We start from the raw sequence: 26,785 nt of genomic DNA, 5'->3' as shown, positions 1-26,785 counted from the left end.
GCGCAGAGCACACCGCCAGCGTGAGCGAGTTCAGAGCACTGGTTGATCAGCGAAGCACTCAGAGCGTGTCCATGTGAGAATGGCATCGGGTGCTCCCCGCAGCGAAATAAAGGAGGAGCGAAGCGGGGGACATTCGCGGAGGGGAGTACCCGGTGTCAGTCGCACGCGCCCTGAACCGCAGCGCCCTGAACAGCAGCGCATCGAAAAAAGCAACCGAATGGTCCCCCGATGCTCGAGCTGAAGAACCTCAGCTACCGCTATCCGCACGCCGACGCAGCCGCTCTGTCCGAGGTGTCGCTGTCAGTGCCGAAGGGCTGCGTGCTGGGTCTGCTGGGGCCGAACGGCGCTGGCAAGACCACGCTCATCTCGCATCTGTCCGGCGCGCTCGCCGTGCAGTCAGGCGAGATCCGTATCGATGGGCAGCCACTGAAGCAGGTGCGCGCGAAGACCCCCACGCGCATCGCCGTGGCGCCGCAAGACCAGGCTTTCTATCCCATGCTCACCGTCGCCGAGAACCTTGCGTGCTTTGCCGCCGCCGGTGGCCTGTCGGGTGCGCGGAAGAAAGAGCGCATCGACACCTGCACGAACTTCTCGCAGCTCGAACAGTTTGCCGGCGTGCGCGCCGAGCGCCTGTCGGGCGGCCTCAAGCGGCGGCTCAACCTTGCCATCGCCTTGCTGCCCGAGCCCGAGCTGATGCTGTTCGACGAGCCCACCGTCGGTGTCGATCCGCAGTCGCGTGCCTTCATTCTGGATGCCATCAAGAGCCTGGCCCAGGCCGGTGCGGCCGTAATTTATGCGTCGCACTACATGGAAGAGATCGAGGCCATCGCCGACCGGGTGGCCATCCTCGACCATGGGCGCGTGCTGCGTGAAGGCCGGCTCGACGACCTGCTGTCGAAGAGCGCAATGTTGCTGACGCTGGCCGCCGACGGGCTCGATGCGCAAATGCTGTCGCGCTTCGGCACGGTGGAGCAGGGGGCCGCGCACTGGCGCATTCACCTGAATAGCGGCAGCGGCCCCGGCCCGGTACTGGCCGCGCTCGAAGCCGCCGGCATCGAGGTGCGCCATGCCGAGTTTGGCCGGCATGACCTCGAGCAGCTTTTCATGGCGCTCACCCACCGCTCGCTGCGCGACTGAATTTATTTCCATGCTCTTCGCGCTCATCAAGAAAGAACTGCTGGCACTCGTGCGCGACATGCACGGGCTGGCCGTGCTGTTCGTGATGCCGATGGTCTTCATCGTGCTGATGTCGCTCACACTGAAGGACATCTACAGACCGCCGCTCGCCGAGCTGACCTACGCGGTCGATGCGCGCGATGGGGCTACGCCCGCCAAGTGGCTGCTGCAGCTCTGGCAACGCGGCCATGGCGCGCCGCAACCGCTCGGCGCGGACTGGCAGGACCGGCTGCGCAGCGGAACGCTCAAGTACGTGATCGTGCTGGAGCCGGGCCTGTCGGAAGAGCTCGAATCGGCCGCGCTGTCGACCAAGGCTCACATCCGGCTGCTGGCCGAACCCGGCATCGACGCCAACCTGTTCAATGCGCTGCGCGCGGAACTCATCGGCGCATCGGGCGAGCTGAAGGCGCGTCTGGCGCTGGCGGTGCCTGGCACGGCCAGCCCGGCGCCGGACGCATCGATCCAGGCGATGGTGCAGGCCGAGCGTTTCTCCACCGCCGGCCCGCGGCCGACCTCGGTGCAGCAGAACGTGCCGGCCTGGCTGGTATTCGGCATGTTCTTCGTGGTGGCCTCGCTCTCCAGCCTGTTCGTGCAGGAGCGAAGCTCGGGCGCGCTGGGCCGGCTGCAAAGCCTGGGCGTGTCGCGCTCCATGCTGCTGGCCTCGAAGGCGCTGCCCTACCTGGGCGTGAATGCATTGCAGGCCGTGCTGATGCTGGCCGCCGGCATCTGGGTCATGCCGCTCATCGGCGGCGATGCGCTGTCGCTGGCGGGCATCCACTGGGGCGCCTTGCTGCTGTCGCTCGCGGCCATCAGCGTGGCCGCGGTGAGCCTGTCGCTGGCGTTGGCCTGCCTGGTTCGCAGCCACGCGCAGGCGGCCACGCTCGGGCCGATGGTCAACGTGCTGATGGCAGCCGCTGGCGGCATCATGGTGCCGAAGTTCGTCATGCCGGGCTTCATGCAGCGGCTGGTCGAGGTCTCGCCGATGAACTGGGGGCTCGAAGCCTTGCTGACCGTGCTGCTGCGCGGCGGCGGCGTGGCCGATGCGCTGCCGCAGGTCGGCCGGCTGGTCGTGTTCGCGGCGGCCATGTTTCTACTGGCTGTTTTTCTGTTTCGCAGGCGTGCCCCATGAGCGTTGTTTCTCCCGAGTTCATTGCCAGCCTCAAGACGATGGTGCTCGAAGCCGTCGAAAAAGAAGCGCCGCCCGGCGGCCTTGGCGACGACGAGCCCTTGTTCGGCCCCGAAGCCCGGCTGGACCTCGATTCGCTCGATGCCCTCCAGGTGTCGATGACGATCCAGCAGCGCTTCGGCGTGCGCATGCCCGACAGCAAGGAGACGCGGCGGGCCATGACCTCCATCGCCCATCTGGCGGAGCACCTGACACAAGCGGGCAAGGCATGAGCGCCGCGCCGGGCCGCCCCAAGCAAGCTCGCACCGCAGTGCGGAGCACGAAGGTACTTTGATGAGCTCCGGTGTTTACCTGGCCGGCATGGGCCTGGCCTGCGTGCTGGGCAATGACATGCCGCAGGTGCTGGCGTCGCTGCGGCGCGGGGGCGTGCCGCCGACCCCGGTGACCGTGGCTGAAGGCATCCAGTGGCCGGTCTACACGCTGCCCGCGCAAGAAGGCGACTGGACCCAACGGCTGCGCCAGACGGTGCGACACGTGGCCGCGCAGACCGGCGAGTGGGGCGAGCGCAGCGCGCCGCTTTTCGTGGCCTCGTCCTCACTCGACATCGGCTTCATGGAGCACACGGCGCAAGACCTGCGGCTCGGCGGCGACCTGCAGGACTTTGCCGGCGTCGTGGCGGCAGCGCTCGACTGGCAGGGGCCGGTGTTCACCGTATCGACGGCATGCACCTCGGCGCTCAATGCCGTGCTGGCGGCCAGCGACCTCATCCGCGGCGGCGAGGCCGGTGAAGCGCTGGTGATCGGTGCCGAGCTGGACAACCGTTTCACCGTCGCCGGCTTCGGCGCGATGCAACTGCTGGCGCCCGACAGCGCACAGCCCTTCGGAGCGGGGCGCAAGGGGCTGGTGCTCGGCGAGGCCGTGGCGGCGTTGCGGCTGCGTGCGCAGCCTTCGCGCTGGCAGCTCACGGGCGGCGCCAACGTGGTCGATGGGCGAAACCCCTCGGGCACCGAGGCCAGCGCGGTGCAGGCGATGTGCCTGGGTGCGCTCGCGCAAAGCGGCTTGCAGCCCGGCGACATCGATCTCGTCAAGGTGCAGGCCGCGGGCAGCCCGATCAACGACGCCATCGAGGTGGAGGCGCTGCGGCAGGTGTTCGATCCGCTGCCGCCGCTGGTGTCGCTCAAGTCGGCCATCGGCCACACGCTCGGTGCCGCGGGCGCGGCGGAGCTGGCGCTGCTGGTGGGCTGCATCGAGGGCGGCGCATGGCCATCGACGGGCTATTCGCTCGACGAAGCGTTGGGCATCGCGCTGAGCGAACAGCCGCCGCGGGCGCTGCGCAACATCCTGCTCAACGTGGTCGGCTTCGGCGGCGGCCACGCGTCGCTGGTACTCAGGGATTGCCACGCATGAGCAGTGCAGGCCCCTCGACCCTCTGGCGCACGGCCGCTCATTTCGTGGCGCATCCCCCGCCTGAGGACTGGCGCGACGATCTGGCGAAGCGCATCGGCCGACGGCCGCGCCGCGTCGGCCTGTGGACCGAGTTGGCGATGTACGGCGCACGCTGCTGCCTCGACGCAGCGGGCGAGGCCGCTTTGCCTGCCGGCGCCCGCCTGCGCGTGGCCAGCCTGCGCGGTGCATGGGGCGCGACGCATGCGGGGCTGGCGCAGCTCGACGCCGGCTTGCCGATGCCCTTCACCTTCATGCAGAGCCAGCCCGCGCTGATGCTGGCCGAGGTCGGCCGCTGCCTCGAATGGCAGGGCGACGCGAGCTTCATGCTGTGCCGCGACCCGCTGCAGTTGCTTCAGCTGTCGAAGCTCGGCGCCACGAAAGACGGCCTGCTGTTCGGCATCGTGGAGGAAGAGCGCAACGACGAACCGGCGCGCTCCGAGTGGTGGCGGCTGGTGCCGGCCTGATCAGGGCCGCGCGGCCTGGGGCAACGCTGTTACTCCCACCAGGCTTCCATCTGGATGCCGAAGGTGGTCGCGTTCCTGCGGCCGTTGGCGCCAAAGCTGCTTGCATTGGCCTCGCCCGCGGCCTTGTTCCAGCCGGCTCGCGTGGCGTAGATGCGGAACTCGGGTCGCGTCCAGAAGTCGGTGTTCGGAGAGAACGCGACCGCGATCGTTCCCTTGTTCAGCGTCTGCCGGGGCTTGTCGTCGGTGCTGCGGCGCGTGGTGGCCACTTCCGCCAGCAGCTTGGTGTACTTGGCGATGCCGTAGGAAACACGTCCGCCCAGCGAGAAGTCCCTGACCTCGGAGCCGTTGTCCGGACGGGTGGTCTGGTAGCCGATCAGGCCTTGCCCGCCGAAGCGTCCGATCTGGAAGTCGACCGAATCCAGGATGCGCCGCTGTTTGGCGCCGGCCTGTGGCGTTACCACGGTCCGCTCCACCAGCGGCGCAAAGAGGAAGGCGTTGTCCGCGCCGAAGCCCGGCGGCAGTAGCAGGCCCGTGGTCGTGGTGCTGTTGTCCAGGTTGTAGAACTTACCGCTGAGCGATGCGTGACCGCTCGATGCCTGCAGGATCACCGTGTTGTTCAGGCCCGGCACCAGGAAGTTCTTCTGGATGTGCATGAGGCCCAGCGCCCCACCGTCGCGGCCCTTGGCAAAGTCGCCGGAGACCAGGCCGCCCGTGACCGTGAGCTTGCCGTCGGGGTTGGTCGGGATGTCGCGCCATTGCAGGTTGATGCGCTTGGCGTTGTTCGGGTTGCCGTTCTTGTTGTCCACCGAGTCCGCGGTGTGCACGGCCACGTTGAGCCGGCCCAGGCCGCCCAGGGGAATGTCGTCGATGCCGGCACCGTAGTTGTCGCCGTCTTCCACCACCCACTTGTCCACGATGTGCACGTCCTGCACGCGGTGGTAGCGCTGACCGGCCCACAGGCTGGCGGCGTTGCCGAAGATGCCGCTCAGGGAGAAGTACGCCTGCGCTGTTCCGCTCTTGCCGTTGTAGATGGTGGGCATGTAGAACACGCCCCACTTGATGCCGTCGCCGAGGTCGAACTTCTTGCCGATGCCGAATTCGAGGTAGTTGTCGCCCTCGTTGCCGAGGCGGTATTTCTGCAGGTCGCCGCCGAGCGAGTAGCCACCCTTGAGCTTGCCCTTGCCGGCGCTGTAGAAGCCGCCGCGTCCGTAGCCCCAGAACTCCAGGCCGGTCGCGTCGTTGACCTTCTTGACGAAGGCCTTCGTGGGATCGGCCTGGGTTTCGGCTTGCGGCGGCTCGTCGGTTTGCTGGGCTTGTGCCTGGGCGTGGAGTCCGGCCAGCAGCAGGACGGCGGTGGCGAGTTGGGTCAGTCGGGTGTTCACAGGGGATGTCTCCTTGGTTGGGTTTGCTTATGGGAGCGGGGCTGTCATTGCTTCGGAAAGAAGCGGGCGGAAACGGGTGGAAAAAATGGACGTGCGCATCCCTCGCGGAAGGCCCTGGCCTTTCGCGCTGGTGTTGTCTGACGAGGGGGCGCGGGCGCGCTCAGCGACGCCGCGAGGCGTGCGCTACGGAGGCAGGTGGCGCGCGGGGTGCATCGCGGCAAACGGGCGAACAGGTCGTCGGCATGGGGTCGTGTCTCCTCAGTTGTTGCCGCTTCTCATGACGGCTTGCGATGGCGTCTGTGTGCGCTGTTCAGGGGCTTCCCGAGGGGGCTCGGTGCGTGACGGCCGCAGTGTAGGGGGGCGATTTGTCATCGCAGCGTGTGATTTCCCGCACGCAACACAGCGTTGGCAGCGCAACAAATTTGCGGCGCCAACGAGAAAGAAGACAGTGGAGAAGACGCGTCCCTTTTCAGGGCTTAGGCTGAGGAGATGGAGCGCCGCAGGTTGATGCGCGCCTGCGCTTCGAGTTGCGCATGCATGCGCGGCGTGGCGTAGATGGCCTCGCGGTCCAGGAAGCGCTGAAGAATCGCGCGGCGGCGCGGCAGCCGCACCTCTTCCGGCACGAAGGCGTACTCGGCATGCACCTGTCGCTCGTATTCGTCGAAGCGCGTGCGTTCGGCGCCAAGAATCGACAGGTCGATGTCGATCAGCAGTTCCGCATCGCGGCCTTCGGGCACGGCGTCATGGCGCGTGGCCATGACGAGGGCGTGCACGCGAGCGGCGGTGGCTTCGTTCGCGCCCGCATCCGTCAACGCGCGATGGGCCCAGTCGGCGCTGCGCGCTTCGTTGTCGTGCGCGTGCACGTCGTAGATGGCGTCGTGGAACCAGAGCGCGAGCGCCACTTCGCCGGGGCGCTCGGCCAGCGCCTTCTCGCGCTCGAACCAGGCAAGGCATTCGCCCAGGTGCTGCATCGTGTGGTAGTGGCGCTGCGGCTCGCCGTAGCGATGTTGCAGCGCGGTGCACAGCGCGCCGTCGGCCGGCGCGGCGATGCCGAGCGCGCGCCAGGCATCGTTCCAGTTTGCAAGCAGCGCTTCGGGTGTCATGCGGCTTGCTGCTGGCTACTGCTCCATCGCCGCCTTGACCTCTTGCCCGAGGTCGAGCACCGACATGGCGTAGTAGCTGCTCCAGTTGTAGCGCGTGATCACGTAGAAGTTGCGCGTGCCGGCCACGTAGGTCGGGGGCGCATCGGCGCCGTTCTGCAGTTCGACGAGCGCGAGCAGGCCCTTGTGCCTGGCGCCTTCGCTGTCGAGCACCGCGCCGGCGGCCACGAAGCTGTCCGCGCTGAAGGTCGGCAGGATGTCGGGTGCCAGCAGCAGGGCCTTCTGGAGCCGTGCTTCGTCGAAGCGCACCGGGTAGGTCGCGGGCATGCCGGGCTGCCAGCCGAAAGCCTTGAAGTAGTTGGCGACCGAGCCGATCACGTCGGCGGTGTTGTTGACGAGGTCGATGCGGCTGTCGCCGTCGAAGTCGACCGCGTACTTGGCGATGCTGCTGGGCATGAACTGCGGCATGCCCATGGCGCCGGCATAGCTGCCCAGCGGCGTCAGCGGGTCGTCGGAGGTGCGGCTCTCGGTGCTCAGGAAGCTTTCGAGCTCGCCGCGGAAGAAGGCCTCGCGCTCGGCCGCGCGCGGGTGGCCCTGCGGGAAGTCGAAGGAGAGCGTGGCCAGCGCGTCGATCACGCGGAAGTTGCCCATATTGCGGCCGTAGATGGTTTCCACGCCGATGATGCCGACGATGATCTCGGCCGGCACGCCGTACACCTGCTCGGCCCGCGCCAGTGTGTCGGCATTGGCGCGCCAGAAGCGCACGCCGGCCGCGATGCGCACCGGGTCGATGAAGCGGCTGCGGTAGGTCTGCCAGTTCTTCACCGTGCCGACCGGTCCCGGCAGCATCAGCCGGGGCACGTTGGGCAGGAAGCGCGCGTTGCCGATGGTGGCGCGCACCCAGTCGCGGTCGAGGCCGCGGCGCTCGGCCACGTCGTCGGCAAAGCGCATGGCATCGTCGCGCGTGGCGTAGGGGATGCTGCCCCGCACGGCGGTGACGGCCGCGCGGCCATTGGAGGACTTCTGGGCTACAGCCACCGTGGACCACGCGCAGCAGGCGGCGAGAAGGGCGGCTGCCGCGGCGGCGCGGGACGGCGTGGGAAGAAAAAATCGCATGGCACCGATTGTGCCGTCCGTGCGCGCGGCCCCTCTTCAGGGACACATGTGGTTTCAGCCGCGCGGGTTTGCGGTGGGCCAGTGGAGGCGGCGGAACTCGCGGCGCAGGGCGGCGAGCGAGTCAGATGCCTCCGATGTCCCGGGCGTGGCCTTGGCATAGCGCTGCGCTTCGAGCCTCAGCAGCCACTCGCGAACGGCTTGCGCGGTGGGGCCGAAGCGCGCATCGGCGGCCTGCGCCATCTGGCGCGGCGGTGTCGTCTCGGGCAGCCGCAGGCCAGCCTTGGCAAGGCGCGTGCGTGCCTGGCCCAGCAGGCGCAGCCACGGGTCGTGCCGGCTGCGCTCCCAGAGCGTCCAGGCCGCGCCGGCCAGGCTGGCGCCCACCAGCAGGTAGAGCAGCACGTAGGCCAGGTCTTCGAGGCTCGGCGCGCTGAAGCCGATGTTCTTCAGCAGGTTGAGTTGCCGGCTCTGCGTGTAGTTCAGCACCCACTGGTTCCAGCGGTTGTTCACGGCTTCCCAGGCGGCGCGGATGTTCTGCGCCAGCGTCGGGCTCATCGCGCCGATGGCGCCGGCGAACAGCCCCGGTTGCTGCACCAGCCGCTGGAACTGGCCGATGCGGCCGGGCGCCACCGATCCGGTCGGGTCGACGCGCATCCAGCCCACGCCCTCTTGCCAGACCTCGGCCCAGGCATGCGCATCGCTCTGGCGCACGACCCAGTAGTTGTCGACAACGTTGAGTTCGCCGCCCTGGTAGCCGGTGACGATGCGTGCCGGAATCTGCAGGTTGCGCATCAGCACCACGAAGGCCGAGGCGATGTGTTCGCAGAAGCCTTCCTTGCGGTCGAACCAGAACTCGTCGGCCGTGTCGTCGCCGTACACGCCGGGCTCCAGCGTGTAGGTGTAGCCGCCGGTGCGCAGGCGCTGCAGGGCGGCCTGCACGAAGGCGGGCGTCGTGGCCTGGTTCAAGGCCGGGTCGTTGCGCATCTCGGCGGCCAGCGCGGCGGTGCGCGGGTTGGTGTCGGGCGGCAATGCCAGGTAGGCCTGCAGCTGGCCGCCGGCGCGCTTGAGCGGGCCGCTCTGGAACTGGGTGTAGCTCTCGGCCCTGTAGCGCACCAGGTCGTTGACCGGGCGGTTCGCAAACCATTGCAGGTCGGGCGTGCCCGTGACTTCGAAGCCGGCTGCCTCGGGCGCGCGCTGGGCGGCGTCGAGCGTCAGCAGCCAGGGGCGGTTGCTGGGCTCGAGCGTGACTTCGTAGCGAACGGGTTCGCCGCTCACGCGCAGATTGGCGGACCACTGGGCGCCGCGTGCCCACGACGGCAGGGCCGTCCATTCGCGGCCGTCGAACTGCGCGAGCACCGGGCCGCGGAAGTACAGCTGGTTCTGCGGCGGCGCGCGGTTGCCGTCGAACTTGACGCGCGCGGCAATGCGGTCGTCGAGCGCCAGTTCGGCGATGGTGCCGACGCGCATGCTGTTCGACAGCCCGCTGCGGCCCGTCATGGCGTCGCTGGGCGTGCCCCACAGTGGCGCGAAGCGCGGGAACAGCAGGAACAGCGCGAGCATGATCGGCGCGCCGGCCAGGGCCATCCAGCCCGCCGTGCGGGCCGCCTGCATCAGCGGCGGCCGGCCGACCGGCATGTGCGCGTTGACCAGCGCCGTGAGCAGGCCCAGCAGCGCGAGCAGCATCGTGCATGCGGTCAGCAGCGACTGCGAATAGAAGAAGTTCGTGAGCATCGCGAAGAAGCCCAGGAAGAAGATGACGAAGGCGTCTCTTCGGGCGCGCAACTCCAGCGTCTTCAACGCCAGCAGGATGACCACCAGCGTCACGCCCGCGTCGCGGCCCAGCAGGGTGCGGTGGGTGGCGTAGGTGGCGGCCAGCGTGAGCGCAAGCAGGCCGATGCGCCACCACTTGCCCGGCAGCGGCTGGGCCTGCACGGCGAGCGTGCCGCGCCACAGCAATACCAAGGCGGTGATGGCGGTGCACCACCACGGAAGATGCTCCGCCTGCGGCAGAACGATCAGCGAGATGACGGCCAGCAGGAAGAGCGTGTCCCGGGCATCCCTTGGGAGGGCCGAGAGCCGTTGCATGAGCTGCTTCAACATAGCGCCAATGCCTCCAGGCAGGCCCTGCGATGCGCTTCGCCCTGGGAGGGCTTCACGACACGGCCCGCCACGCGCAGTCCGTAGTCCACGCCCAGCCGGTCGGCCATCAGCACCCAGGCGCAGAGCCGCGAGATGCGCGCCTCGCTGTCGGCCAGCCCGGCGGCCTGCGCATCGAGCCACAGCTCTTCGCGCTGCGTCTGCTGCGTGTCGCGGCTCACGAGGTCTTCGGAGCCGGCCGCCTGCGCCCGCGCGGCTTTCTTCCAGACCACGAGCTTCAGTGGATCGCCTCGACGGTACGCGCGCACGCCGTCGTACTCGCCGGCGCCGTGCGAACGCTGCGCGGCGGATGCAGCCGCCGGCCCCGACAGCGGCTCGCCCGGCGGCAACGGCGGCGGATGCGCTTCCGGCGTCGGGTAGACCAGCATCTGCGCGGCCGGCCGCCACACCGTCCACACACGGAAGGTGCCGAGCGGAAAGCGCGTCTCGGCCGTCAGCGGCGGCACCGGGTGCAGTCCGCGCCGCTCGGGCTGGAAGGCGATCTCGACGGTCGACGTGCCTTCGGCCGGCACGTCGGTCCAGGCCCATTGGCCGCTGCCGCGCACGGCCATGCCGATGCCGTAGCGCACGCTGCGCCGCGTGTTGTGCAGCACCACCCGGAAGACGGCCGCGGCACCCGCGTAGTGCGCGTCGGGCGGCACCATGTGCATGGCCAGGCCGCGCAGGGTGGCGTGGCACACGTGCATGCCCACGGCCACGCTGCCGGCCAGCAAAAAGGTCAGCAGGTAGCCCAGGTTGAGCTGGTAGTTGATCGACGCGACCAGCAGCACGAGCAAGGTGGCGGCCAGCGTCCAGCCGGCCCGCGTGGGCACGATGTAGACGTTGCGCTGCGTGAGTTCGAGCGTGTCCGACGGCGGCCGCCGCGACAGGAACCAGCCGTCGATGCGCGAGCGGAGGGCGCCGACAGGGCTCATCGCTGGCTCACGGCAGGGGCACGGCGGCAATCATCGCGCGCACCTGCTCGACGGCGCCGCGTCCGGCATCGCCTACGGGCGTGAGGCGGTGCGCAATCGTCTGCGGCAACACGGCCTGCACGTCGTCGGGCGCGACGTAGTTGCGGTTCGCCAGAAGCGCCTGCGCCTTGGCGGCGCGCAGCACGGCAATGCCGGCGCGCGGCGACAGGCCCTGCAGGAACCAGCGGCCCGAGCGCGTGGCCGCGATCAGGTCCTGCACGTAGTTGAGCAGCGCTTCGGCCGCATGCACCTGCTGCACGCGCTGCTGGATGGCGGTCAGCTCGCCGGCCGTCAGCAGGGCGGGCAGGCTGGCCAGCATTTCGCGGCGGTCGACGCCCGAGAGCAACTGGCGCTCGGCGGCGCGGTCGGGGTAGCCGAGCGAAATACGCATCAGGAAGCGGTCGAGCTGCGACTCCGGCAGCGCGAAGGTGCCGAGCTGGTCTTGCGGGTTCTGCGTGGCGATCACGAAGAAGGGCGTGGGCAGCGGGCGCGTCTCGCCTTCGATGGTGACCTGCTTTTCTTCCATCGCCTCGAGCAGCGCGCTCTGGGTCTTGGGGCTGGCGCGGTTGATTTCGTCGGCCAGCAGCACCTGGGCAAAGATCGGTCCGGGGTGGAACACGAAGGCCTGCTGCCCGCGGTCGTAGATGGCCACGCCCGACAGGTCGCCCGGCATCAGGTCGGCCGTGAACTGGACCCGCGAAAAATGCAAGCCGAATGTGTGCGACAGGGCGTGGGCGAGGGTGGTCTTGCCGACCCCCGGAACGTCTTCGATCAGCAGGTGCCCACCCGCCAGCAGGCAGGCCACGCAGTCGCGCACCTGCGCCTCTTTGCCCACGATCACCGTGTTAAGCTGACTCAGCAAAGTGGCTAGCTTCGCAGCAACGTCCATATTTGTATCCATATGCAAACGATACCGTAAGACTCTGCGGCCCCATGCCGCGTGAGGTCTAGGCGTGGCGACAGAGACACATGGGCAAGACAGGCTACTTCACACACCGCGATTTCTGGAAGCACGACATGGGCAACGGGCATCCCGAGTGCCCCGGTCGACTGGATGCCATCGAAGACCGCCTGCTGCTCACCGGCGTGGGCGACGCCCTCGAACACTGCGACGTGCCCCTGGCCACCCTGCAGCAGATCACGCGGGCCCACAGCACGGCGCATGTCGAACACCTCGAAGAACTGCACCAGCGCCTGGTGGCCGACGAGCCCGCTGGCGGCCCCGACCACGCGCAGGTCGACCCCGACACCGTCCTGACCCGCTTCACCCTGCTGGCCGCGCGCCGCGCCGCCGGCGCCGCCATTGCCGCGACCGACGCGGTGATCGCCGGCGACGTCGAGAACGCCTTCTGCTCGGTGCGCCCGCCGGGCCACCATGCCTGCCGCGAGCAGGCGATGGGCTTCTGCTTCTTCAACAACATCGCCATCGCGGCGCGCCATGCGCTGGACGTGCATGGCTTCGACCGCGTGGCCATCGTCGATTTCGACGTGCACCACGGCAACGGCACCGAGAACATTCTCTCGAACGACCCGCGCGTGCTGATGGTCGGCTTCTTCCAGCACCCGTTCTATCCGTACAGCGGCACCGAGCATCCGGCCCCGAACATGGTGAACATGCCGATCCCGGCGTACACCCGGGGCATGGACGTGCGCGAGATGATCGAGGCGGTCTGGATGCCGCGGCTCGAGGCCTTCAGGCCGCAGATGGTTTTCATCAGCGCCGGCTTCGACGCGCACCGCGAAGACGACCTGGGCCAGCTCGGCCTGAACGAAAACGACTTTGCATGGATCACCGGCCGCGTGCACGACGTGGCCCGGCGCCATGCGCGTGGGCGCATCGTGTCGATGCTCGAGGGCGGCTACAACCTCGACGCCCTGGCGCGCAGCGTCGAAGCCCATATCCGCGTCCTCGCGGACCTGTAACGCAGCCGGCGTCATCTCGACGGGCGCCATGCTTTCCCAACCGATGAACTTCAACGACTTCACACAACGACTGGGCCAGGTCGATGCGCGCGGCCTTTTGATCGAACTTGCCGCGCTGGTGGCCTGCGTGGCGCTGGCCTGGGGTATCAGCAAATGGTTCGGGCGCGACCAGCCCAAGGACTCGATCTGGTTCGGCGAACGCACCTTCGACGGCCTGCTGTTCCCGTTGCTGGCACTGGTGTTCACCGACCTCGCGCGGCGCGTGGTGATCGACTTCCAGACGGTGCTGGTGCTGCGCATCGCGGTGTCGGTGTTCCTGTCGCTGGCGGTCATCCGGCTGGTCGCGCGGGTGCTGCGGGCGGTGTTTCCCACGTCGAACCTGGTGCGGCTGGTCGAGCGGACCATCTCGTGGCTGGCCTGGATTGCCGCCGTGCTCTGGATCGTCGGGCTGCTGCCGCCGGTGCTGGCCGAACTGGACGACATCACGCTGGCCTTCGGCAAGACGCGCGTGAGCCTGCAGACCATCTTCCAGGGCGTGCTGTCCGCCGGGCTGGTGCTGGTGATCGCGCTCTGGATCGCGTCGACCATCGAGAAGCGCATCCTGCGCGAGGCCGTGACCGACCTGTCGATGCGCAAGGTGGCGTCGAACGCGGTGCGCGCGTTCCTGCTGCTGGTCGGGCTGCTGTTCGCGCTGTCGGCGGTGGGCGTCGATCTGACGGCGCTGTCGGTGCTGGGCGGTGCGCTCGGCGTGGGCCTGGGTTTCGGCCTGCAGAAGCTGGCCGCCAACTACGTGAGCGGCTTCGTCATCCTGCTCGAGCGCTCGATCCGCATCGGCGACAACGTGAAGGTCGACACCTTCGAAGGCCGCATCACCGACATCAAGACCCGCTACACGCTCATTCGCGCGGGCAACGGGCGCGAGGCCATCGTGCCGAACGAGTCGCTCATTACCAGCCGGGTCGAAAACCTGTCGCTGGCCGACCGCAAGTTCAACATCACGACCAGCATCGTGGTCGGCTACGAGAGCGACGTGACGCAGGTGCAGTCGATTTTGTGCGAGGCGGCCAAGGCGCAGCCGCGCGTCATGACCGATCCGGCGCCCGTGGCCTACCTGCTCAATTTCGCGCCCGACGGCCTGGAGTTCACCCTGAATTTCTGGGTTACAGATCCTGACAAGGGCAAGGACAACGTGCGCTCGGCCATCAACGTCGCCATTCTCGAAGGCTTGCGGGCGGCGGGCATTGACATTCCCTATCCGCAGCGGGTGGTGCGCGTGGAATCTTTGCCGCCGGGAATCGCGCCAGCGCCCGACGCTGTTTTATAATCGAGGAAAAGCACGATCGTTCTTTTTTAATGGCATGCGATGCCGGCGAGAAGAATGGAGAGGCCGCAAAGGTCGCGTCCTAGAATGACCGGTTGCCCTCGAAACCCCCTTTTTGCAATCCAATGGAGTCAAGTCAATGAAGGTTCTTGTGCCTGTCAAACGGGTCGTCGATTACAACGTGAAGGTGCGCGTGAAGAGCGACGGCACCGGGGTGGACATTGCCAACGTCAAGATGAGCATGAACCCCTTTGACGAGATTGCCGTTGAAGAAGCGGTTCGCCTGAAGGAAAAGGGCGTGGTCACCGAAGTCATCGCCGTGTCGTGCGGTGACGCCAAGTGCCAGGAAACCCTGCGCACGGCCATGGCCATCGGTGCCGACCGCGGCATCCTGGTCGAGACCACCGAAGAGCTGCAGCCGCTGGCCGTGGCCAAGCTGCTCAAGGCGCTGGTCGACAAGGAGCAGCCCCAGCTGATCATCCTGGGCAAGCAGGCCATCGATGACGACGCCAACCAGACCGGCCAGATGCTGGCTGCGCTGGCCGACCTGCCGCAAGCCACCTTCGCCTCGAAGGTCGAAGTGGCCGGCGACAAAGCCACCGTGACGCGCGAAGTCGACGGCGGCCTGGAAACCATCTCGCTCAGCCTGCCGGCCGTCATCACGACCGACCTGCGCCTGAACGAGCCGCGCTACGTCACCTTGCCCAACATCATGAAGGCCAAGAAGAAGCAGCTGGACACCTTCAAGCCTGAAGACCTGGGCGTGGACGTCAAGCCGCGCCTGAAGACCCTGAAGGTCAGCGAGCCGCCCAAGCGTGGCGCCGGCATCAAGGTGCCTGACGTTGCCACCCTGGTGGACAAGCTCAAGAACGAAGCCAAAGTGATCTGAGGAAGAAACGAACATGACCGCACTCGTCATTGCCGAACACGACCACGCCAGCATCAAGCCGGCCACCCTCAACACCGTGACCGCCGCGCTGGCTTGCGGTGGCGACGTCCACGTGCTCGTGGCCGGTGCCAACGCAGCAGAAGCTGCCAAGGCCGCCGCGCAGATCGTCGGCGTTTCCAAGGTCATCGCTGCTGACAGCGCATCCCTTGCCGAGAACCTCGCCGAGAACGTCGCTGCCCAGGTGCTGGCCATCGCCGGCAACTACAGCCACATCCTGTTCCCCTCGACCGCCAACGGCAAGAACGTCGCACCGCGCGTGGCCGCCAAGCTCGATGTGGCGCAGATCAGCGACATCACCAAGGTCGACAGCCCCGACACCTTCGAGCGCCCGATCTACGCCGGCAACGCGATTGCCACCGTGCAGAGCAGCGACGCCACCAAGGTGATCACGGTTCGCACGACCGGCTTCGACGCCGCAGCCGCCACCGGCGGCAACGCCACGGTTGAAACCGCTGAAGGCGTGGCCGACAGCGGCAAGAGCACCTTCGTGGGCCGTGAAGTCACGAAGAGCGAACGCCCCGAACTGACCGCAGCCAAGATCATCGTTTCCGGTGGCCGTGCCCTGGGCAGCGCAGAGAAGTTCACCGAAGTGATGGCCCCGCTGGCCGACAAGCTGAACGCGGGCCTGGGCGCCAGCCGCGCCGCGGTGGACGCGGGCTACGCGCCGAACGACTGGCAAGTGGGCCAGACGGGCAAGATCGTCGCGCCGCAGCTGTACATCGCAGCCGGCATCTCGGGCGCCATCCAGCACTTGGCTGGCATGAAGGACTCGAAGGTCATCGTCGCGATCAACAAGGACGAAGAAGCGCCGATCTTCTCGGTGGCCGACTACGGCCTCGTGGCCGACCTGTTCGTGGCCGTGCCCGAACTGGTGAAGGCGCTCTGACCGTATCGACGCAATGAGCCAGAGGGCATCGTTCGCGATGCCCTTTCTACATCTGCTGTATCTGGAGACAAGACAATGAGCTACACCGCACCCCTCAAGGACATGCTGTTCGACATCGAACACCTGGCCAACATCGGCGAGATCGCCAAGCTGCCCGGCTTCGAAGACGCCGGCCTTGAAACCGCGCAGGCCGTTCTCGAGGAGTGCGCGCGTTTCAACCAGGACGTGATCGCTCCGTTGAACATCGAAGGCGACCGCAACCCCTCGTCGTTCAAGAGCGGCGTCGTCACCACCACGCCGGGCTTCAAGGACGCCTTCGCCCAATACGTGTCGGGCGGCTGGCAGGGCCTGCAGCACCCGTCGGACTTCGGTGGCCAGGGCCTGCCCAAGACCATCGGCGCGGCCTGCGGCGAAATGCTCAACTCGGCCAACATGAGCTTCGCGCTGTGCCCGCTGCTGAGCGACGGCGCCATCGAGGCGCTGCTCACCGCCGGCTCCGACGAGCTGAAGGCCGTGTATCTCGAGAAGCTCGTGAGCGGCCAGTGGACCGGCACGATGAACCTCACCGAGCCGCAGGCCGGCAGCGACCTGGCCATGGTGCGCAGCCGCGCCGAGCCGCAGCCCGACGGCACCTACAAGGTGTTCGGCACCAAGATCTTCATCACCTACGGTGAGCACGACATGGCCGAGAACATCGTGCACCTCGTGCTGGCCCGCGTGACCGGCGCGCCCGAAGGCGTGAAGGGCATCAGCCTGTTCGTGGTGCCCAAGTTCATGGTCGGCAAGGACGGTTCACTGGGCGAGCGCAACGACGTGCACTGCGTGAGCATCGAGCACAAGATGGGCATCAAGGCTTCGCCGACCGCCGTGCTGCAGTACGGCGACAACGGCGGCGCCATCGGCTACCTCGTGGGCCAGGAGAACCGCGGCCTGGAGTACATGTTCATCATGATGAACTCGGCCCGCTACGCCGTGGGCATGCAGGGCATCGCGATTGCCGAGCGCTCCTACCAGCACGCCGTGGCCTACGCCAAGGACCGCGTGCAGAGCCGCCCGGTCGATGGCTCCATCAACGCCAGCGCGCCCATCATTCACCACCCCGACGTCAAGCGCATGCTGATGACGATGCGCGCCTACACCGAAGGCTGCCGCGCGATGGCTTCGGTGGCCGCTGCCGCCTATGACGCCGCGCACCACCACCCCGATGCGGACGCGCGCAAGCAGAACCAGGCCTTCTACGAATTCATGGTGCCGCTGGTCAAGGGCTACAGCACCGAGATGAGCCTGGAAGTGACCTCGCTCGGCGTGCAGGTGCATGGCGGCATGGGCTTCATCGAAGAGACCGGCGCGGCGCAGTACTACCGCGACGCCAAGATCCTCACGATCTACGAAGGCACCACGGCCATCCAGGCCAACGACCTCGTGGGCCGCAAGACCGCGCGCGACGGCGGCCAGACCGCCAAGGCCATCGCCGCGCAGATCGAGAAGACCGAAGCCGAACTGGCCAAGAGCGAGCATCCGGCCGCAGCCGCGGTGCTGAAGCGCCTGACGGCCGCGCGCCTGGCCTTCATCGACGTGGTCGACTTCGTCGCCGGCCAGACCAAGGCCTCGCCGAACGCCGTGTTCTCGGGCAGCGTGCCCTACCTGATGCTCGCGGGCAACCTGGTGGCCGGCTGGCAACTGGCGCGCTCGCTGATCATTGCGCAAGACCTGGCTTCGCGCAGCTTCGACACCGACTTCATGCTGGCCAAGATCGCCACCGCGCGTTTCTACGCCGAGCACATCCTGAACAAGGTGCCGGGCATCCGCGACAGCATCGTCGACGGTGCCGAGAGCGTCACGGCGCTGGCGCTCGACGCGTTCTGACGACGTTCCGGGCCAAGGCCCCTGTCGCCGATCTGACGTGCGACGAGGGCCTTGCTCTCTTATAAAAGCCAAACCCATTTCCGGAGACACCATGTCCAAGCTGCCCCCCGTCCTGGCGAACCTGCCGCTGCCCATCATCGGCTCGCCGCTGTTCATCATCAGCAACCCCAAGCTCGTGATTGCGCAATGCAAGGCCGGCGTGGTCGGCTCGATGCCGGCGCTCAATGCGCGCCCCGCGGCGCAGCTGGAAGAGTGGCTGATCGAGATCACCGAAGAACTCGCGGCCTACAACAAGGCCAACCCCGACAAGCCCGCCGCGCCGTTCGCCATCAACCAGATCGTGCACAAGAGCAATGATCGGCTCGAGCACGACATGGAGATGGTCGTGAAGTACAAGGTGCCGATCGTCATTACCTCGCTGGGCGCGCGCACCGACGTGAACGACGCGGTGCACAGCTACGGCGGCGTGACGCTGCACGACATCATCAACAACAAGTTCGCGCAGAAGGCCATCGAGAAGGGCGCCGACGGCATCATCGCCGTGGCGGCCGGTGCCGGCGGCCATGCGGGCGTGAAGAGCCCGTTTGCGCTGGTGCAAGAGATTCGCCAGTGGTTCGACGGCCCGATCGCGCTGTCGGGCTCCATCGCCACCGGCGGCGCGGTGCTCGCGGCGCAGGCCATGGGCGCCGACTTCGCCTACATCGGCACCGCCTTCATCGCGACCGAGGAAGCGCGCGCCAGCGACGACTACAAGCAAGCCATCGTCGATGGCACGTCCGACGACATCGTCTACTCCAGCCTCTTCACCGGCGTGCATGGCAACTACCTGGCGCCGAGCATCGTCAAGGCCGGCATGGACCCGGCGAACCTGCCCGAAGGCGACGTGAAGACCATGAACTTCGGCGGCGGCGAAGGCAGCAAGGCCAAGGCCTGGAAAGACATCTGGGGCTCGGGCCAGGGCATCGGTGCCGTGACCGAAGTGGCCAGCGCCGCGGCCTTCATCGAGAAGCTCAAGCGCGAATACCTGGAAGCAAGGCAACGGCTCGCGCTTTGACCTCCGTTGCACGCGACGTGCCGCCTGCCGGCACGCCGACGTCTTCATCTTCATCCGCGCTGGGGCGCATGCCGCTGCTCGATGCGGCAAAGGGCATTGCCTGCGCGGTGATCGTCGGCCACCACCTGTCACGCTACGGCCCCATGCCGGCCGGCGCGTACACGCTCGCGCCCGACTTCTTCGCCTGGCTCTCCAACGAAGGGCGGCTGGCGGTGCAGGTGTTCCTGGTGATCGCCGGCTTTCTTGCGGCCGCCAGCCTGGCGCCCGATGGCCTGCTGCGCTGCGACCGCCCCATTGCGCGCATCCTGCAGCGCTACGGCCGGCTGGTCATGCCTTACCTCGCGGCCCTGACCGTGTGCGTGCTGGTCGCGGCGCTGGTGCGGCCGTGGCTCGATGAAGAGGTGGTGCCGGCGGCGCCCACGTTGGGGCAACTGATCGCCCACGGCTTGCTGCTGCAGGACCTGCTGGGCTATGAGTCGCTGTCCACCGGCGTCTGGTACGTGGCCATCGACTTCCAGCTCTTTGCGCTCGCGCTGGCGCTGGTCGGCCTTCCGGCGCTGCTGCAGCGCTCCGGCTCGGCGCCCGTGAGCGCGCTGGCGCGCTGGGTGCCCGTGGCGCTGGTGCTCGGGCTGGCCGTGACCTCGCTCGCGCTCTTCAATCGCAATGCGGAGCTGGACGACACCGGCATCTACTTCTTCGGCACCTACGGCCTGGGCATGCTGGTGTTCTGGATCGGGCGTGCCACGCGCTTCAGCACCTGGCAGAGCGCGGTCGCGCTGCTGGCGCTGGTGGGGGCGGGCGCGCTGGCCATCGACTGGCGCAGCCGCATCGCAACCGCGCTGGTGACGGCGCTGCTCATCGCCATCGCGCAGCGCCGGCACTGGCTGTCGCCGGCGCGCTGGCCTGCCGCTGCCGTGCCGCTGCAGCGGCTGGGGCGCATGTCGTATTCGCTGTTCCTGATCCACTTTCCGGTACTGCTCGCGATGAATGCGCTGGTCGCCAACGCCGCGCCGCACGGCCCGTGGGTCGATGCGCTGGGGCTGGCGGGCACCTTCGGGCTGTCGGTGGTTGCCGCAGCGCTGCTGCACCGCTGGGTCGAAGTGCGCCCGGCCTCCTGGCGCGCGGTGTTCACGCTGTTTGCCGCGCTGCTGGTCAGCGGACTGGTCGTTTCTCATTAAAAAAGCCCGGCGCCCGAGCAGGCGCCCCGGCCGAATCTTCCTGAAATCTTCCTGAGCGGGTTGCGCTTGCGAGCTGGAGCGTGCAGGCTCCGGCTCGTCAGTCGCCTCCGTCTTCGGTATGATTGTGGAAATTTCAGTAAATACTGAAAATACACGAAACCAAGGAATGACCAAGCACTCGCCACCACGATCGCCACTGCGGGCCTTCGCGTCGCCAGATATCGGCAGCGTGGTGCAAGGTGTCGCCGCGCTGTTGTGGTTGCCGCAGGCGGCTTTGCTGGCCATGGCAATCCAGGGGCTGGCGTCGGGGCAGGGCATGGCGGCCGTGCTGTGGCCGGCCTGCGCCATCCTGGCGCTGGGGCTTTTGCGCGCGGGCTGCGAGGCCTGGGGCGCGCGCCGCACCTTCGGCCGGGCACGGGCACAGTTATCGGCACTGCGTGCGCAAACTGCCGCCGCACTGGCCGGCGGATCGCCCATGGACCGCGGCCGCGCACCCTCGGGCCAGGCGGCCAGCGTGCTCGCCGAACAGGCCGAAGCCCTGGTGCCGTACCTCGTGCGCTACCAGCCCGCGCGCTGGCGCGCGATGGTGGTGCCCTTCTTCATCCTCTTCGCGGTGGCTTGTTTTTCGTGGGTGGCCGCGCTGGTGCTGCTGGTCGCCGCGCCGCTCATTCCGATCTTCATGGCCATCGTGGGCTGGCGCGCCAAGGCCGCGAGCGAGGCGCAAATGGTCGAGATGGGCGGCATGAACGCCTTCCTGCTCGACCGCCTGCGCGGCCTGGCCACATTGCGCGCGCTCGATGCGGTAGACGCCACGGCGCAGCGCCTGGGCGATGCCGCGCAGTCGCTGCGCAGGCGGACCATGGCGGTGCTGCGCATTGCCTTCCTGTCGTCGGCCGTGCTGGAGCTGTTCTCGGCGCTGGGCGTGGCGATGGTGGCGGCGTATGTCGGCTTCTACCTGCTCGGCTCGCTCAACTTCGGTGCCTGGGGCCGGGAGTTGAGCCTGGGAGAGGGCCTGTTCGTCCTGCTGCTCGCGCCGGCTTTCTTCGAGCCGCTGCGCGAGCTCTCGGCCGTGTGGCACGACCGCGCGGCGGGTGAGGCGGCGCTGCAGGCGCTCGACGAATTGCAGCGCAACGAGCTGCCGCTGCCCGGCGCGAACGCCTCGCTGACACGCGCCGCGACCGGTTCGGCTGGCGCCGGCACCGCACCCGCCGTCGTGGTCCATGGCCTGCATTTTTCCTGGCCGAGCGAGCAGAGGAAGGTCTTCGATGGCTGCGAGCTTCGCGTCGCATCGGGCGAGCACGTGGCATTGACGGGCGCCAGCGGCGCCGGCAAGACGGCCTTGCTGTCGCTGCTCGCGGGCCTCGTGCCTGCAAGCCGTGGCGAGATTTCCATCGGGGGCGTGATGCTCACCGACCACACCGTGGCCGCACTGCGCCAGCGCATGGCCTGGATGGGGCAGGCGCCCCACGTGTTCGCCGGATCGGTCGAAGCCAACGTGGCCCTCGGGCGCACCGGCGTCGACACCCCGCGGGTTGCCGCCGCCATGCGCTTTGCTTCGCTCGACGACGTGGCGCAGGCGCACCCCGGCGTCGCGCTGGGCGAGGGTGGCAACGGCCTGTCGGGCGGCGAGGCGGTGCGGCTCGCGCTGGCACGCATTGCCGTGCATCCGCATGCCGACCTGTTGCTGGTCGACGAACCCACGGCGCACCTGGACACCGAAACGGCCGGGCGCGTGGCCGATGCGCTGGTGGCGCTCGCGCAGGGCAAGACGTTGATCGTCGCAACGCACGACCCGGTGCTCGCCGCCCGCATGGACCGCGTGCTGAGCCTCGGCGCCGAGCCGATGGAGAAGGCCGCATGAACAGCAGCAACAACAGCCCGCTTGCTTCCACCCGCTGGCGCGATCTGCGACTGGTGCTGCGCCCCTTCTTCGCCGCGCAGCCGCGCGCACTGCTGCTGGGTGGGCTGCTCGCGGCCGTCACCGTGCTCGCCGGCATGGCGCTGCTGGGCCTCTCGGGCTGGTTCATCACCGCGACGGCACTGGCCGGCCTGCACGCGGCCACTGCCTTCACCTTCGACGTGTTCATGCCGTCGGCCGGCATCCGCCTGCTGGCGCTGGGCCGCACCGCATCGCGCTACGGCGAGCGGCTCGTGACCCATGACGCGACCTTCGACGTACTCGCTTCACTGCGTGTGCGCCTGTTCCGCGGCTGGGCCAGGGCCGAAGCCGCGCGTGAACTGCTCATGCGTCCGGCGCGTCTGCTGTTTCGGCTGACGTCGGACATCGACGCGCTGGAGTCGCTCTACCTGCGCCTGCTCGTGCCCGCGGCCGCGGCGCTGGGCGCCGCATTGCTCGCCGGCGTCGTGCTCGGCTTCATGCATGCGGGCATGGGGCTGGCGCTCGCGCTCTGGTTGGTGGTCGTCGGCTGGGGCCTGGCATTCGTGGTGGCAAGGCGCGCACGGCGTCCGGCCGTGCAGCGCGCACATGCCATCGAGGCGTTGCGCGCACGCGCGGTCGACCTCGTGGCCGGGCAGACCGACCTCGTGATGGCGGGCCGCATCGATGCGCAGCGCGAAGCCTTGATGAATGCCGACGCGCATCTTGCCAAGGCCGACCTGGCCTTGAACCGGCTCGAAGCCGCGGCAGGCTTTGCGTATGGCAGCGCGGGCACCTTGACGTTGGTGGGCGTGCTGCTGGCCGTCGGGGCGCTGGTGAGCGAAGGCCTGATCGGTGCGCCGGCCGCGGCGCTGGCCGTGCTTGTCGCGCTCACAGCCACCGAGCCGTTCGCTGCGTTGCGTCGCGGTGCGCTCGATGCGGGACGCACGTGGCTGGCGGTGCGCCGCCTGGCGCCGCGCATGGCGCCGGAAGAAGGCAACGACGGTGCGACGCCGCGCGAAAGCGATGCACAAGTCGCGCTGCAACTGAATGGCATCAGCGTCGCGCACGCCGGCAGCCCGGTCGACGTCTTGAGCAACATCTCGCTGACCCTCGCGGCTGGAGAGCGCGTTGCATTGATCGGCGCCAGTGGCACCGGCAAGTCCACATTGCTCGCGGCCATCGCCGGCGAAATCACTCCGCGTTCCGGCAGCGTGCACGCGCAGCCCTCATGCCTGCTGACGCAGCGCACCGAACTTTTCCAGGACAGCCTGCGCGACAACCTTCGGCTTGCCGACCCCCAAGCCACCGACGAGCAACTGTGGGCCGTGCTGCATGCGGCCGGCCTCGAGGGCGACGTGCGTTCACTCGCCACCGGCCTCGACACGCGCCTGGGCGAAGGCGGCCTCGGCTTCTCCGGTGGCCAGTCGCGCCGGCTCGCGCTCGCACGGCTGCTGCTGCGCCCGGTGCCGCTGTGGCTGCTCGACGAACCCACCGAAGCGCTGGATGCGGCCACCGCCCACGACGTGCTGCATCGCCTTGCACGGCATGCCGGTGCGCGCACCTTGCTGATTGCCACGCATCTGCGCCGCGAAGCCGCGCTGGCCGACCGCCTGCTGTGCATGCGGCAGGGACGCATCGTCGCCGAGCTGCAACGCGGCAGCGAGGCCTTCGACGCCGCATTGCGCAGCCTGCGCCCCGATTGAGTACGGATCAGAAAACAGAACAGGGAACATAAAGGAAGAACCCCCATGGACCTCGACATCGTTGCGCTATCGCGCCTGCAGTTTGCCGTCACGGCGCTGTACCACTTCCTGTTCGTGCCGCTCACGCTCGGGCTCTCGATCATTCTCGCGATCATGGAGACGGTCTACGTGATGACCGGCCGCGTGATCTGGCGCGACATGACGAAATTCTGGGGCGTGCTCTTCGGCATCAACTTCGCGATGGGCGTGGCCACCGGCATCGTGATGGAGTTTCAGTTCGGCATGAACTGGAGCTACTACAGCCATTACGTGGGCGACATCTTCGGCGCGCCGCTGGCCATCGAGGGGCTCATGGCCTTCTTCATGGAAGCGACCTTCGTGGGCCTGTTCTTCTTCGGGTGGGACAAGCTCTCGAAGGTGGGCCACCTGACCGCCACCTGGGCGGTGGCCATCGGTTCCAACTTCTCGGCGCTGTGGATTCTCATTGCCAACGGCTGGATGCAGAACCCCGTGGGCGCGGCCTTCAATCCGCAGACCATGCGCATGGAAGTGACGGACTTTGCCGCCGTGCTGACCAACCCCGTGGCACAGGCCAAGTTCGTGCACACCGTGTCGGCAGGGTATGTGTGCGCAGCCGTGTTCGTGCTCGGCGTGTCGGCGTGGTATTTGCTCAAGGGCCGGCACATCGCGCTGGCCAAGCGCTCGATGACCGTGGCCGCCTCGTTCGGCCTGGCCGCCGCGCTGTCGGTTGCCGTGCTCGGCGACGAAAGCGGTTACCTCTCGGGCGAACACCAGAAGATGAAGCTGGCCGCCATCGAAGCCATGTGGGAAACGCAACCCGCGCCCGCGGCCTTTACCGTCATCGGCTTCCCCGACCAGGAGGCGCGCGAGACGCACTACGCCATTCATATTCCGGCGGTGATGGGCCTCATCGGCACGCGCTCGCTCAACACCGTGATGCCCGGCATCGACGAGCTGGTCAAGCGCGCCGAGGCCCGCATCCGCGAAGGGCTCAAGGCGTATGACGCGTTGCAGAAGATCCGTGAGGCAGGTGGCCCCAGCAAGGTGACGCAGGGCGTGCGCGGCGACTTCGAGGACAACGGCATCAACATGGGCTACGCGCTGCTGCTCAAGCGCTACGTGGACGACCCGCGCACCGCCACCGACGAGCAGATCAGCAAGGCCGCATGGGACACCGTGCCGCAGGTGGCGCCGCTGTTCTGGCTGTTCCGCGTGATGGTCGGCATCGGCATGCTGCTGATCCTGCTGACCGGTACTTTCTTCGTGCTGTCGGCGCGCCGCATGCTCGACCGCTACCGGTGGCTGCTCAAGGTCGCGGTGTTCGCGATACCGCTGCCGTGGATTGCCATCGAGTCCGGCTGGCTGGTGGCGGAGTTCGGCCGCCAGCCCTGGGTGATCGAAGGCGTGCTGCCGACCGCGGTGGCCGTGTCGAACCTCGGCGTGAAGACGCTGCTGCTCACGCTGGCGGGCTTCATTGCGATCTACACCACGCTGCTCATCATCGAGATGAAGCTCATGCTCAAGGCCATCCGCAAGGGGCCTGAGGCCGAGCACGCGCCCGACGAGGGCGACACGCGCTCGCACGTTCCGCCGGCGCACGCCGCCATTCCTGCTTCTTCGTCTTCTTCCGGGAGCGCCGCATGATCCTCCACACACTCCTCGACTACGACACCCTGCGCTTCATCTGGTGGCTGCTGATCGGCGTGCTGCTGGTGGGCTTTGCCGTGACCGACGGCTTCGACCTGGGCAGCGGCATGCTGCTGCCTTTTGCGGCGCGCAACGACATCGAGCGCCGCGTCGTCATCAACAGCGTCGGCCCCGTGTGGGAAGGCAACCAGGTGTGGCTGATTCTTGGCGGCGGCGCCATCTTCGCGGCCTGGCCGCAGCTGTACGCGGTGTCGTTCTCGGGCTTCTACCTGGCGATGTTCGTGATTCTCACGGCGCTGATCCTGCGGCCCGTGGCCTTCAAGTTCCGCAGCAAGCGCGAGTCGCCGCAGTGGCGCGCGCGCTGGGACTGGGTGCTGTTCTTCAGCGGCTTCGTGCCCGCGCTGATCTGCGGCGTGGCCGTGGGCAACGTGCTGCAGGGCGTGCCGTTCCGCTTCGGCACCGACATGCACATCTTCTACGACGGCGGTTTCTTCGGCCTGCTGAATCCGTTCGCCATCTTGTGCGGGCTGGTATCGGTGGCCATGCTGGTGATGCATGGCGCGGCATGGCTGCTGCTGAAGACGGCAGGGCCGGTGGCCGAGCGTGCGCGCACCTACGGCATCGTGGCGTCGGTGCTGACGATTGCGTTGTACGCGCTGGCCGGCGTGCTGCTCGCCACGAGCATCGGCGGCTACCGCATCAGCAGCGTGATCGATACGGTCGGGCCATCGAACCCGATGCTGAAGACGGTGGAGTTGCATGCGGGCGCGTGGACCGCGAACTATGCGGCGCATCCGTGGACGCTGGCGGCGCCGGCCGCGGGCTTCGTCGGTGCGCTGGGGGCGCTGCTCGGCCTGGTGTTGCGCCGCCCGGTGCTGGCATTGCTGACGGCGGCATTGGGCATTGCAGGGATCATCCTGAGCGTGGGCGCCTCGATGTTCCCGTTCATCCTGCCGTCGTCGATCGATCCACGCGCGAGCCTGACGGTGTGGGATTCGTCGTCGAGCCACCTGACGCTGTTCATCATGCTGGTGGTCACGGCCTTCTTCATTCCGCTGATCGTTGCCTATACGACGTGGGTCTATCACGTGCTGTGGGGCAAGGTCGACGAAAAGGCGATCCGCGACGAGAGCGGTCACGCATACTGAACGGAGGAAAAAACGATGTGGTACTTCGCCTGGATTCTTGGTTTGCCGCTGGCGGCAGCCTTCGCCGTACTCAATGCCATGTGGTACGAACTGATGGACGACGACGCGATCCGCAAGGAGAAGCTCGGGCTGCCTGAGTCGCCGGAGGGGCAGGAGCGGCTTTGAGTTGCCTTGGTGCGGAGTCTCGGTTCATTGCAGGCGCTGCCGTTCAGGGCGCGTGCGACTGACACCGGGTACTCCCCTCCGCGAATGTCCCCCGCTTCGCTCCTCCTTTATTTCGCTGCGGGGAGCAC

Annotated in this window: 23 protein-coding genes; 17 read left to right on the top strand and 6 right to left on the bottom strand. The window is 67.8% G+C overall.

The features are described 5' to 3' along the window. Positions 1–228 precede the first annotated feature (228 nt). From DBV14_RS13805 to DBV14_RS13785, 5 genes are all read left to right on the top strand, one after another. Positions 229–1,137: an ABC transporter ATP-binding protein gene (locus tag DBV14_RS13805; protein WP_124459743.1), complete on the top strand. Its 909-nt coding sequence runs from the start codon at positions 229–231 to the stop codon at positions 1,135–1,137. A 10-nt stretch (positions 1,138–1,147) separates the two neighbouring features. Beyond that, the gene (locus DBV14_RS13800) at positions 1,148–2,305 is read left to right on the top strand and encodes an ABC transporter permease (protein WP_124459742.1); all 1,158 of its coding nucleotides are present in this window, start codon (positions 1,148–1,150) and stop codon (positions 2,303–2,305) included. Further along, complete coding sequence (locus DBV14_RS13795) at positions 2,302–2,574, top strand: acyl carrier protein (RefSeq protein WP_124459741.1); 273 nt, start codon at positions 2,302–2,304, stop codon at positions 2,572–2,574. The genes DBV14_RS13800 and DBV14_RS13795 overlap by 4 nt, the downstream gene beginning before the upstream one ends. A gap of 61 nt (positions 2,575–2,635) precedes the next feature. Continuing rightward, a complete protein-coding gene (locus DBV14_RS13790; RefSeq protein ID WP_124459740.1) occupies positions 2,636–3,709 on the top strand; it encodes a beta-ketoacyl synthase N-terminal-like domain-containing protein in 1,074 nt (357 codons plus the stop codon). After that, positions 3,706–4,212: a hypothetical protein gene (locus tag DBV14_RS13785; protein ID WP_124459739.1), complete on the top strand. Its 507-nt coding sequence runs from the start codon at positions 3,706–3,708 to the stop codon at positions 4,210–4,212. Before DBV14_RS13790 ends, DBV14_RS13785 begins: the two co-directional genes overlap by 4 nt. A gap of 29 nt (positions 4,213–4,241) precedes the next feature. On the opposite strand, the gene DBV14_RS13780 is transcribed toward DBV14_RS13785, so the two are convergent. From DBV14_RS13780 to DBV14_RS13755, 6 genes are all read right to left on the bottom strand, one after another. Then, on the bottom strand, positions 4,242–5,594 hold the full coding sequence (locus DBV14_RS13780) for a carbohydrate porin (protein ID WP_124459738.1): 1,353 nt from the start codon (positions 5,592–5,594) through the stop codon (positions 4,242–4,244). A 476-nt stretch (positions 5,595–6,070) separates the two neighbouring features. Continuing rightward, entirely contained in the window at positions 6,071–6,697 is a 627-nt protein-coding gene (locus DBV14_RS13775; protein WP_124459737.1) for an N-methyl-D-aspartate receptor NMDAR2C subunit, read from the bottom strand. A 15-nt stretch (positions 6,698–6,712) separates the two neighbouring features. After that, positions 6,713–7,810, bottom strand: a complete 1,098-nt coding sequence (mltB, locus tag DBV14_RS13770) for a lytic murein transglycosylase B (RefSeq protein WP_124459736.1) — start codon at positions 7,808–7,810, stop codon at positions 6,713–6,715. A gap of 54 nt (positions 7,811–7,864) precedes the next feature. Next, positions 7,865–9,904 (bottom strand): transglutaminaseTgpA domain-containing protein, encoded by a 2,040-nt coding sequence (locus DBV14_RS13765; RefSeq protein WP_124459746.1) that lies wholly within the window; start codon positions 9,902–9,904, stop codon positions 7,865–7,867. After that, the gene (locus tag DBV14_RS13760; protein ID WP_124459735.1) at positions 9,901–10,878 is read right to left on the bottom strand and encodes a DUF58 domain-containing protein; all 978 of its coding nucleotides are present in this window, start codon (positions 10,876–10,878) and stop codon (positions 9,901–9,903) included. Before DBV14_RS13760 ends, DBV14_RS13765 begins: the two co-directional genes overlap by 4 nt. Positions 10,879–10,885: 7 nt before the next feature. Then, a complete protein-coding gene (locus tag DBV14_RS13755; protein ID WP_124459734.1) occupies positions 10,886–11,806 on the bottom strand; it encodes a MoxR family ATPase in 921 nt (306 codons plus the stop codon). A gap of 80 nt (positions 11,807–11,886) precedes the next feature. On the opposite strand from DBV14_RS13755, the gene DBV14_RS13750 reads away from it, so the two are divergent. The 12 genes from DBV14_RS13750 to cydX all read left to right on the top strand — a co-directional run bounded on the left by DBV14_RS13750 (position 11,887) and on the right by cydX (position 26,657). Then, entirely contained in the window at positions 11,887–12,840 is a 954-nt protein-coding gene (locus DBV14_RS13750) for a histone deacetylase family protein (protein ID WP_124459733.1), read from the top strand. A 43-nt stretch (positions 12,841–12,883) separates the two neighbouring features. Then, a complete protein-coding gene (locus DBV14_RS13745) occupies positions 12,884–14,164 on the top strand; it encodes a mechanosensitive ion channel family protein (RefSeq protein WP_124459745.1) in 1,281 nt (426 codons plus the stop codon). 136 nt (positions 14,165–14,300) lie between these two features. Then, on the top strand, positions 14,301–15,050 hold the full coding sequence (locus DBV14_RS13740; protein WP_124457543.1) for an electron transfer flavoprotein subunit beta/FixA family protein: 750 nt from the start codon (positions 14,301–14,303) through the stop codon (positions 15,048–15,050). A gap of 13 nt (positions 15,051–15,063) precedes the next feature. Next, on the top strand, positions 15,064–15,996 hold the full coding sequence (locus tag DBV14_RS13735; RefSeq protein ID WP_124459732.1) for an electron transfer flavoprotein subunit alpha/FixB family protein: 933 nt from the start codon (positions 15,064–15,066) through the stop codon (positions 15,994–15,996). 75 nt (positions 15,997–16,071) lie between these two features. Then, the gene (locus DBV14_RS13730; RefSeq protein WP_124459731.1) at positions 16,072–17,862 is read left to right on the top strand and encodes an acyl-CoA dehydrogenase; all 1,791 of its coding nucleotides are present in this window, start codon (positions 16,072–16,074) and stop codon (positions 17,860–17,862) included. Positions 17,863–17,953: 91 nt separating this feature from the next. Beyond that, on the top strand, positions 17,954–18,916 hold the full coding sequence (locus DBV14_RS13725; protein ID WP_124459730.1) for a nitronate monooxygenase family protein: 963 nt from the start codon (positions 17,954–17,956) through the stop codon (positions 18,914–18,916). Positions 18,917–18,984: 68 nt separating this feature from the next. Next, a complete protein-coding gene (locus tag DBV14_RS13720; protein ID WP_124459744.1) occupies positions 18,985–20,094 on the top strand; it encodes an acyltransferase in 1,110 nt (369 codons plus the stop codon). Between the two features lie 166 nt (positions 20,095–20,260). Next, positions 20,261–21,955: a thiol reductant ABC exporter subunit CydD gene (gene cydD, locus DBV14_RS13715; protein WP_124459729.1), complete on the top strand. Its 1,695-nt coding sequence runs from the start codon at positions 20,261–20,263 to the stop codon at positions 21,953–21,955. Beyond that, positions 21,952–23,676 (top strand): thiol reductant ABC exporter subunit CydC, encoded by a 1,725-nt coding sequence (gene cydC / locus DBV14_RS13710; protein ID WP_124459728.1) that lies wholly within the window; start codon positions 21,952–21,954, stop codon positions 23,674–23,676. The genes cydD and cydC overlap by 4 nt, the downstream gene beginning before the upstream one ends. A 45-nt stretch (positions 23,677–23,721) precedes the next feature. Next, on the top strand, positions 23,722–25,341 hold the full coding sequence (locus DBV14_RS13705; RefSeq protein ID WP_124459727.1) for a cytochrome ubiquinol oxidase subunit I: 1,620 nt from the start codon (positions 23,722–23,724) through the stop codon (positions 25,339–25,341). Next, positions 25,338–26,492, top strand: a complete 1,155-nt coding sequence (cydB, locus tag DBV14_RS13700; RefSeq protein ID WP_124459726.1) for a cytochrome d ubiquinol oxidase subunit II — start codon at positions 25,338–25,340, stop codon at positions 26,490–26,492. Before DBV14_RS13705 ends, cydB begins: the two co-directional genes overlap by 4 nt. Positions 26,493–26,507: 15 nt before the next feature. Next, positions 26,508–26,657 carry a cytochrome bd-I oxidase subunit CydX gene (cydX, locus tag DBV14_RS13695; protein ID WP_124459725.1) on the top strand — a complete coding sequence of 50 codons (150 nt, stop codon included), beginning with the start codon at positions 26,508–26,510 and terminating at the stop codon, positions 26,655–26,657. Positions 26,658–26,785 lie beyond the last annotated feature (128 nt).

The organism is Variovorax sp. KBW07 (assembly GCF_003852515.1).
Lineage (GTDB): Bacteria > Pseudomonadota > Gammaproteobacteria > Burkholderiales > Burkholderiaceae_C > Variovorax.
This window is presented reverse-complemented; position numbering and strand designations above follow the sequence as displayed.

Excerpts from the sequence above, each read along its gene's own strand:
- DBV14_RS13805 (WP_124459743.1), top strand. The coding sequence starts at position 229 with ATGCTCGAGCTGAAGAACCTCAGCTACCGCTATCCGCACGCCGACGCA.
- DBV14_RS13800 (WP_124459742.1), top strand. The coding sequence starts at position 1,148 with ATGCTCTTCGCGCTCATCAAGAAAGAACTGCTGGCACTCGTGCGCGAC.
- DBV14_RS13795 (WP_124459741.1), top strand. The coding sequence starts at position 2,302 with ATGAGCGTTGTTTCTCCCGAGTTCATTGCCAGCCTCAAGACGATGGTG.
- DBV14_RS13790 (WP_124459740.1), top strand. The coding sequence starts at position 2,636 with ATGAGCTCCGGTGTTTACCTGGCCGGCATGGGCCTGGCCTGCGTGCTG.
- DBV14_RS13785 (WP_124459739.1), top strand. The coding sequence starts at position 3,706 with ATGAGCAGTGCAGGCCCCTCGACCCTCTGGCGCACGGCCGCTCATTTC.
- DBV14_RS13775 (WP_124459737.1), bottom strand. The coding sequence starts at position 6,697 with ATGACACCCGAAGCGCTGCTTGCAAACTGGAACGATGCCTGGCGCGCG.
- mltB (WP_124459736.1), bottom strand. The coding sequence starts at position 7,810 with ATGCGATTTTTTCTTCCCACGCCGTCCCGCGCCGCCGCGGCAGCCGCC.
- DBV14_RS13760 (WP_124459735.1), bottom strand. The coding sequence starts at position 10,878 with ATGAGCCCTGTCGGCGCCCTCCGCTCGCGCATCGACGGCTGGTTCCTG.
- DBV14_RS13755 (WP_124459734.1), bottom strand. The coding sequence starts at position 11,806 with ATGGACGTTGCTGCGAAGCTAGCCACTTTGCTGAGTCAGCTTAACACG.
- DBV14_RS13750 (WP_124459733.1), top strand. The coding sequence starts at position 11,887 with ATGGGCAAGACAGGCTACTTCACACACCGCGATTTCTGGAAGCACGAC.
- DBV14_RS13745 (WP_124459745.1), top strand. The coding sequence starts at position 12,884 with ATGAACTTCAACGACTTCACACAACGACTGGGCCAGGTCGATGCGCGC.
- DBV14_RS13740 (WP_124457543.1), top strand. The coding sequence starts at position 14,301 with ATGAAGGTTCTTGTGCCTGTCAAACGGGTCGTCGATTACAACGTGAAG.
- DBV14_RS13735 (WP_124459732.1), top strand. The coding sequence starts at position 15,064 with ATGACCGCACTCGTCATTGCCGAACACGACCACGCCAGCATCAAGCCG.
- DBV14_RS13730 (WP_124459731.1), top strand. The coding sequence starts at position 16,072 with ATGAGCTACACCGCACCCCTCAAGGACATGCTGTTCGACATCGAACAC.
- DBV14_RS13725 (WP_124459730.1), top strand. The coding sequence starts at position 17,954 with ATGTCCAAGCTGCCCCCCGTCCTGGCGAACCTGCCGCTGCCCATCATC.
- DBV14_RS13720 (WP_124459744.1), top strand. The coding sequence starts at position 18,985 with ATGCCGCTGCTCGATGCGGCAAAGGGCATTGCCTGCGCGGTGATCGTC.
- cydD (WP_124459729.1), top strand. The coding sequence starts at position 20,261 with ATGACCAAGCACTCGCCACCACGATCGCCACTGCGGGCCTTCGCGTCG.
- cydC (WP_124459728.1), top strand. The coding sequence starts at position 21,952 with ATGAACAGCAGCAACAACAGCCCGCTTGCTTCCACCCGCTGGCGCGAT.
- DBV14_RS13705 (WP_124459727.1), top strand. The coding sequence starts at position 23,722 with ATGGACCTCGACATCGTTGCGCTATCGCGCCTGCAGTTTGCCGTCACG.
- cydB (WP_124459726.1), top strand. The coding sequence starts at position 25,338 with ATGATCCTCCACACACTCCTCGACTACGACACCCTGCGCTTCATCTGG.
- cydX (WP_124459725.1), top strand. The coding sequence starts at position 26,508 with ATGTGGTACTTCGCCTGGATTCTTGGTTTGCCGCTGGCGGCAGCCTTC.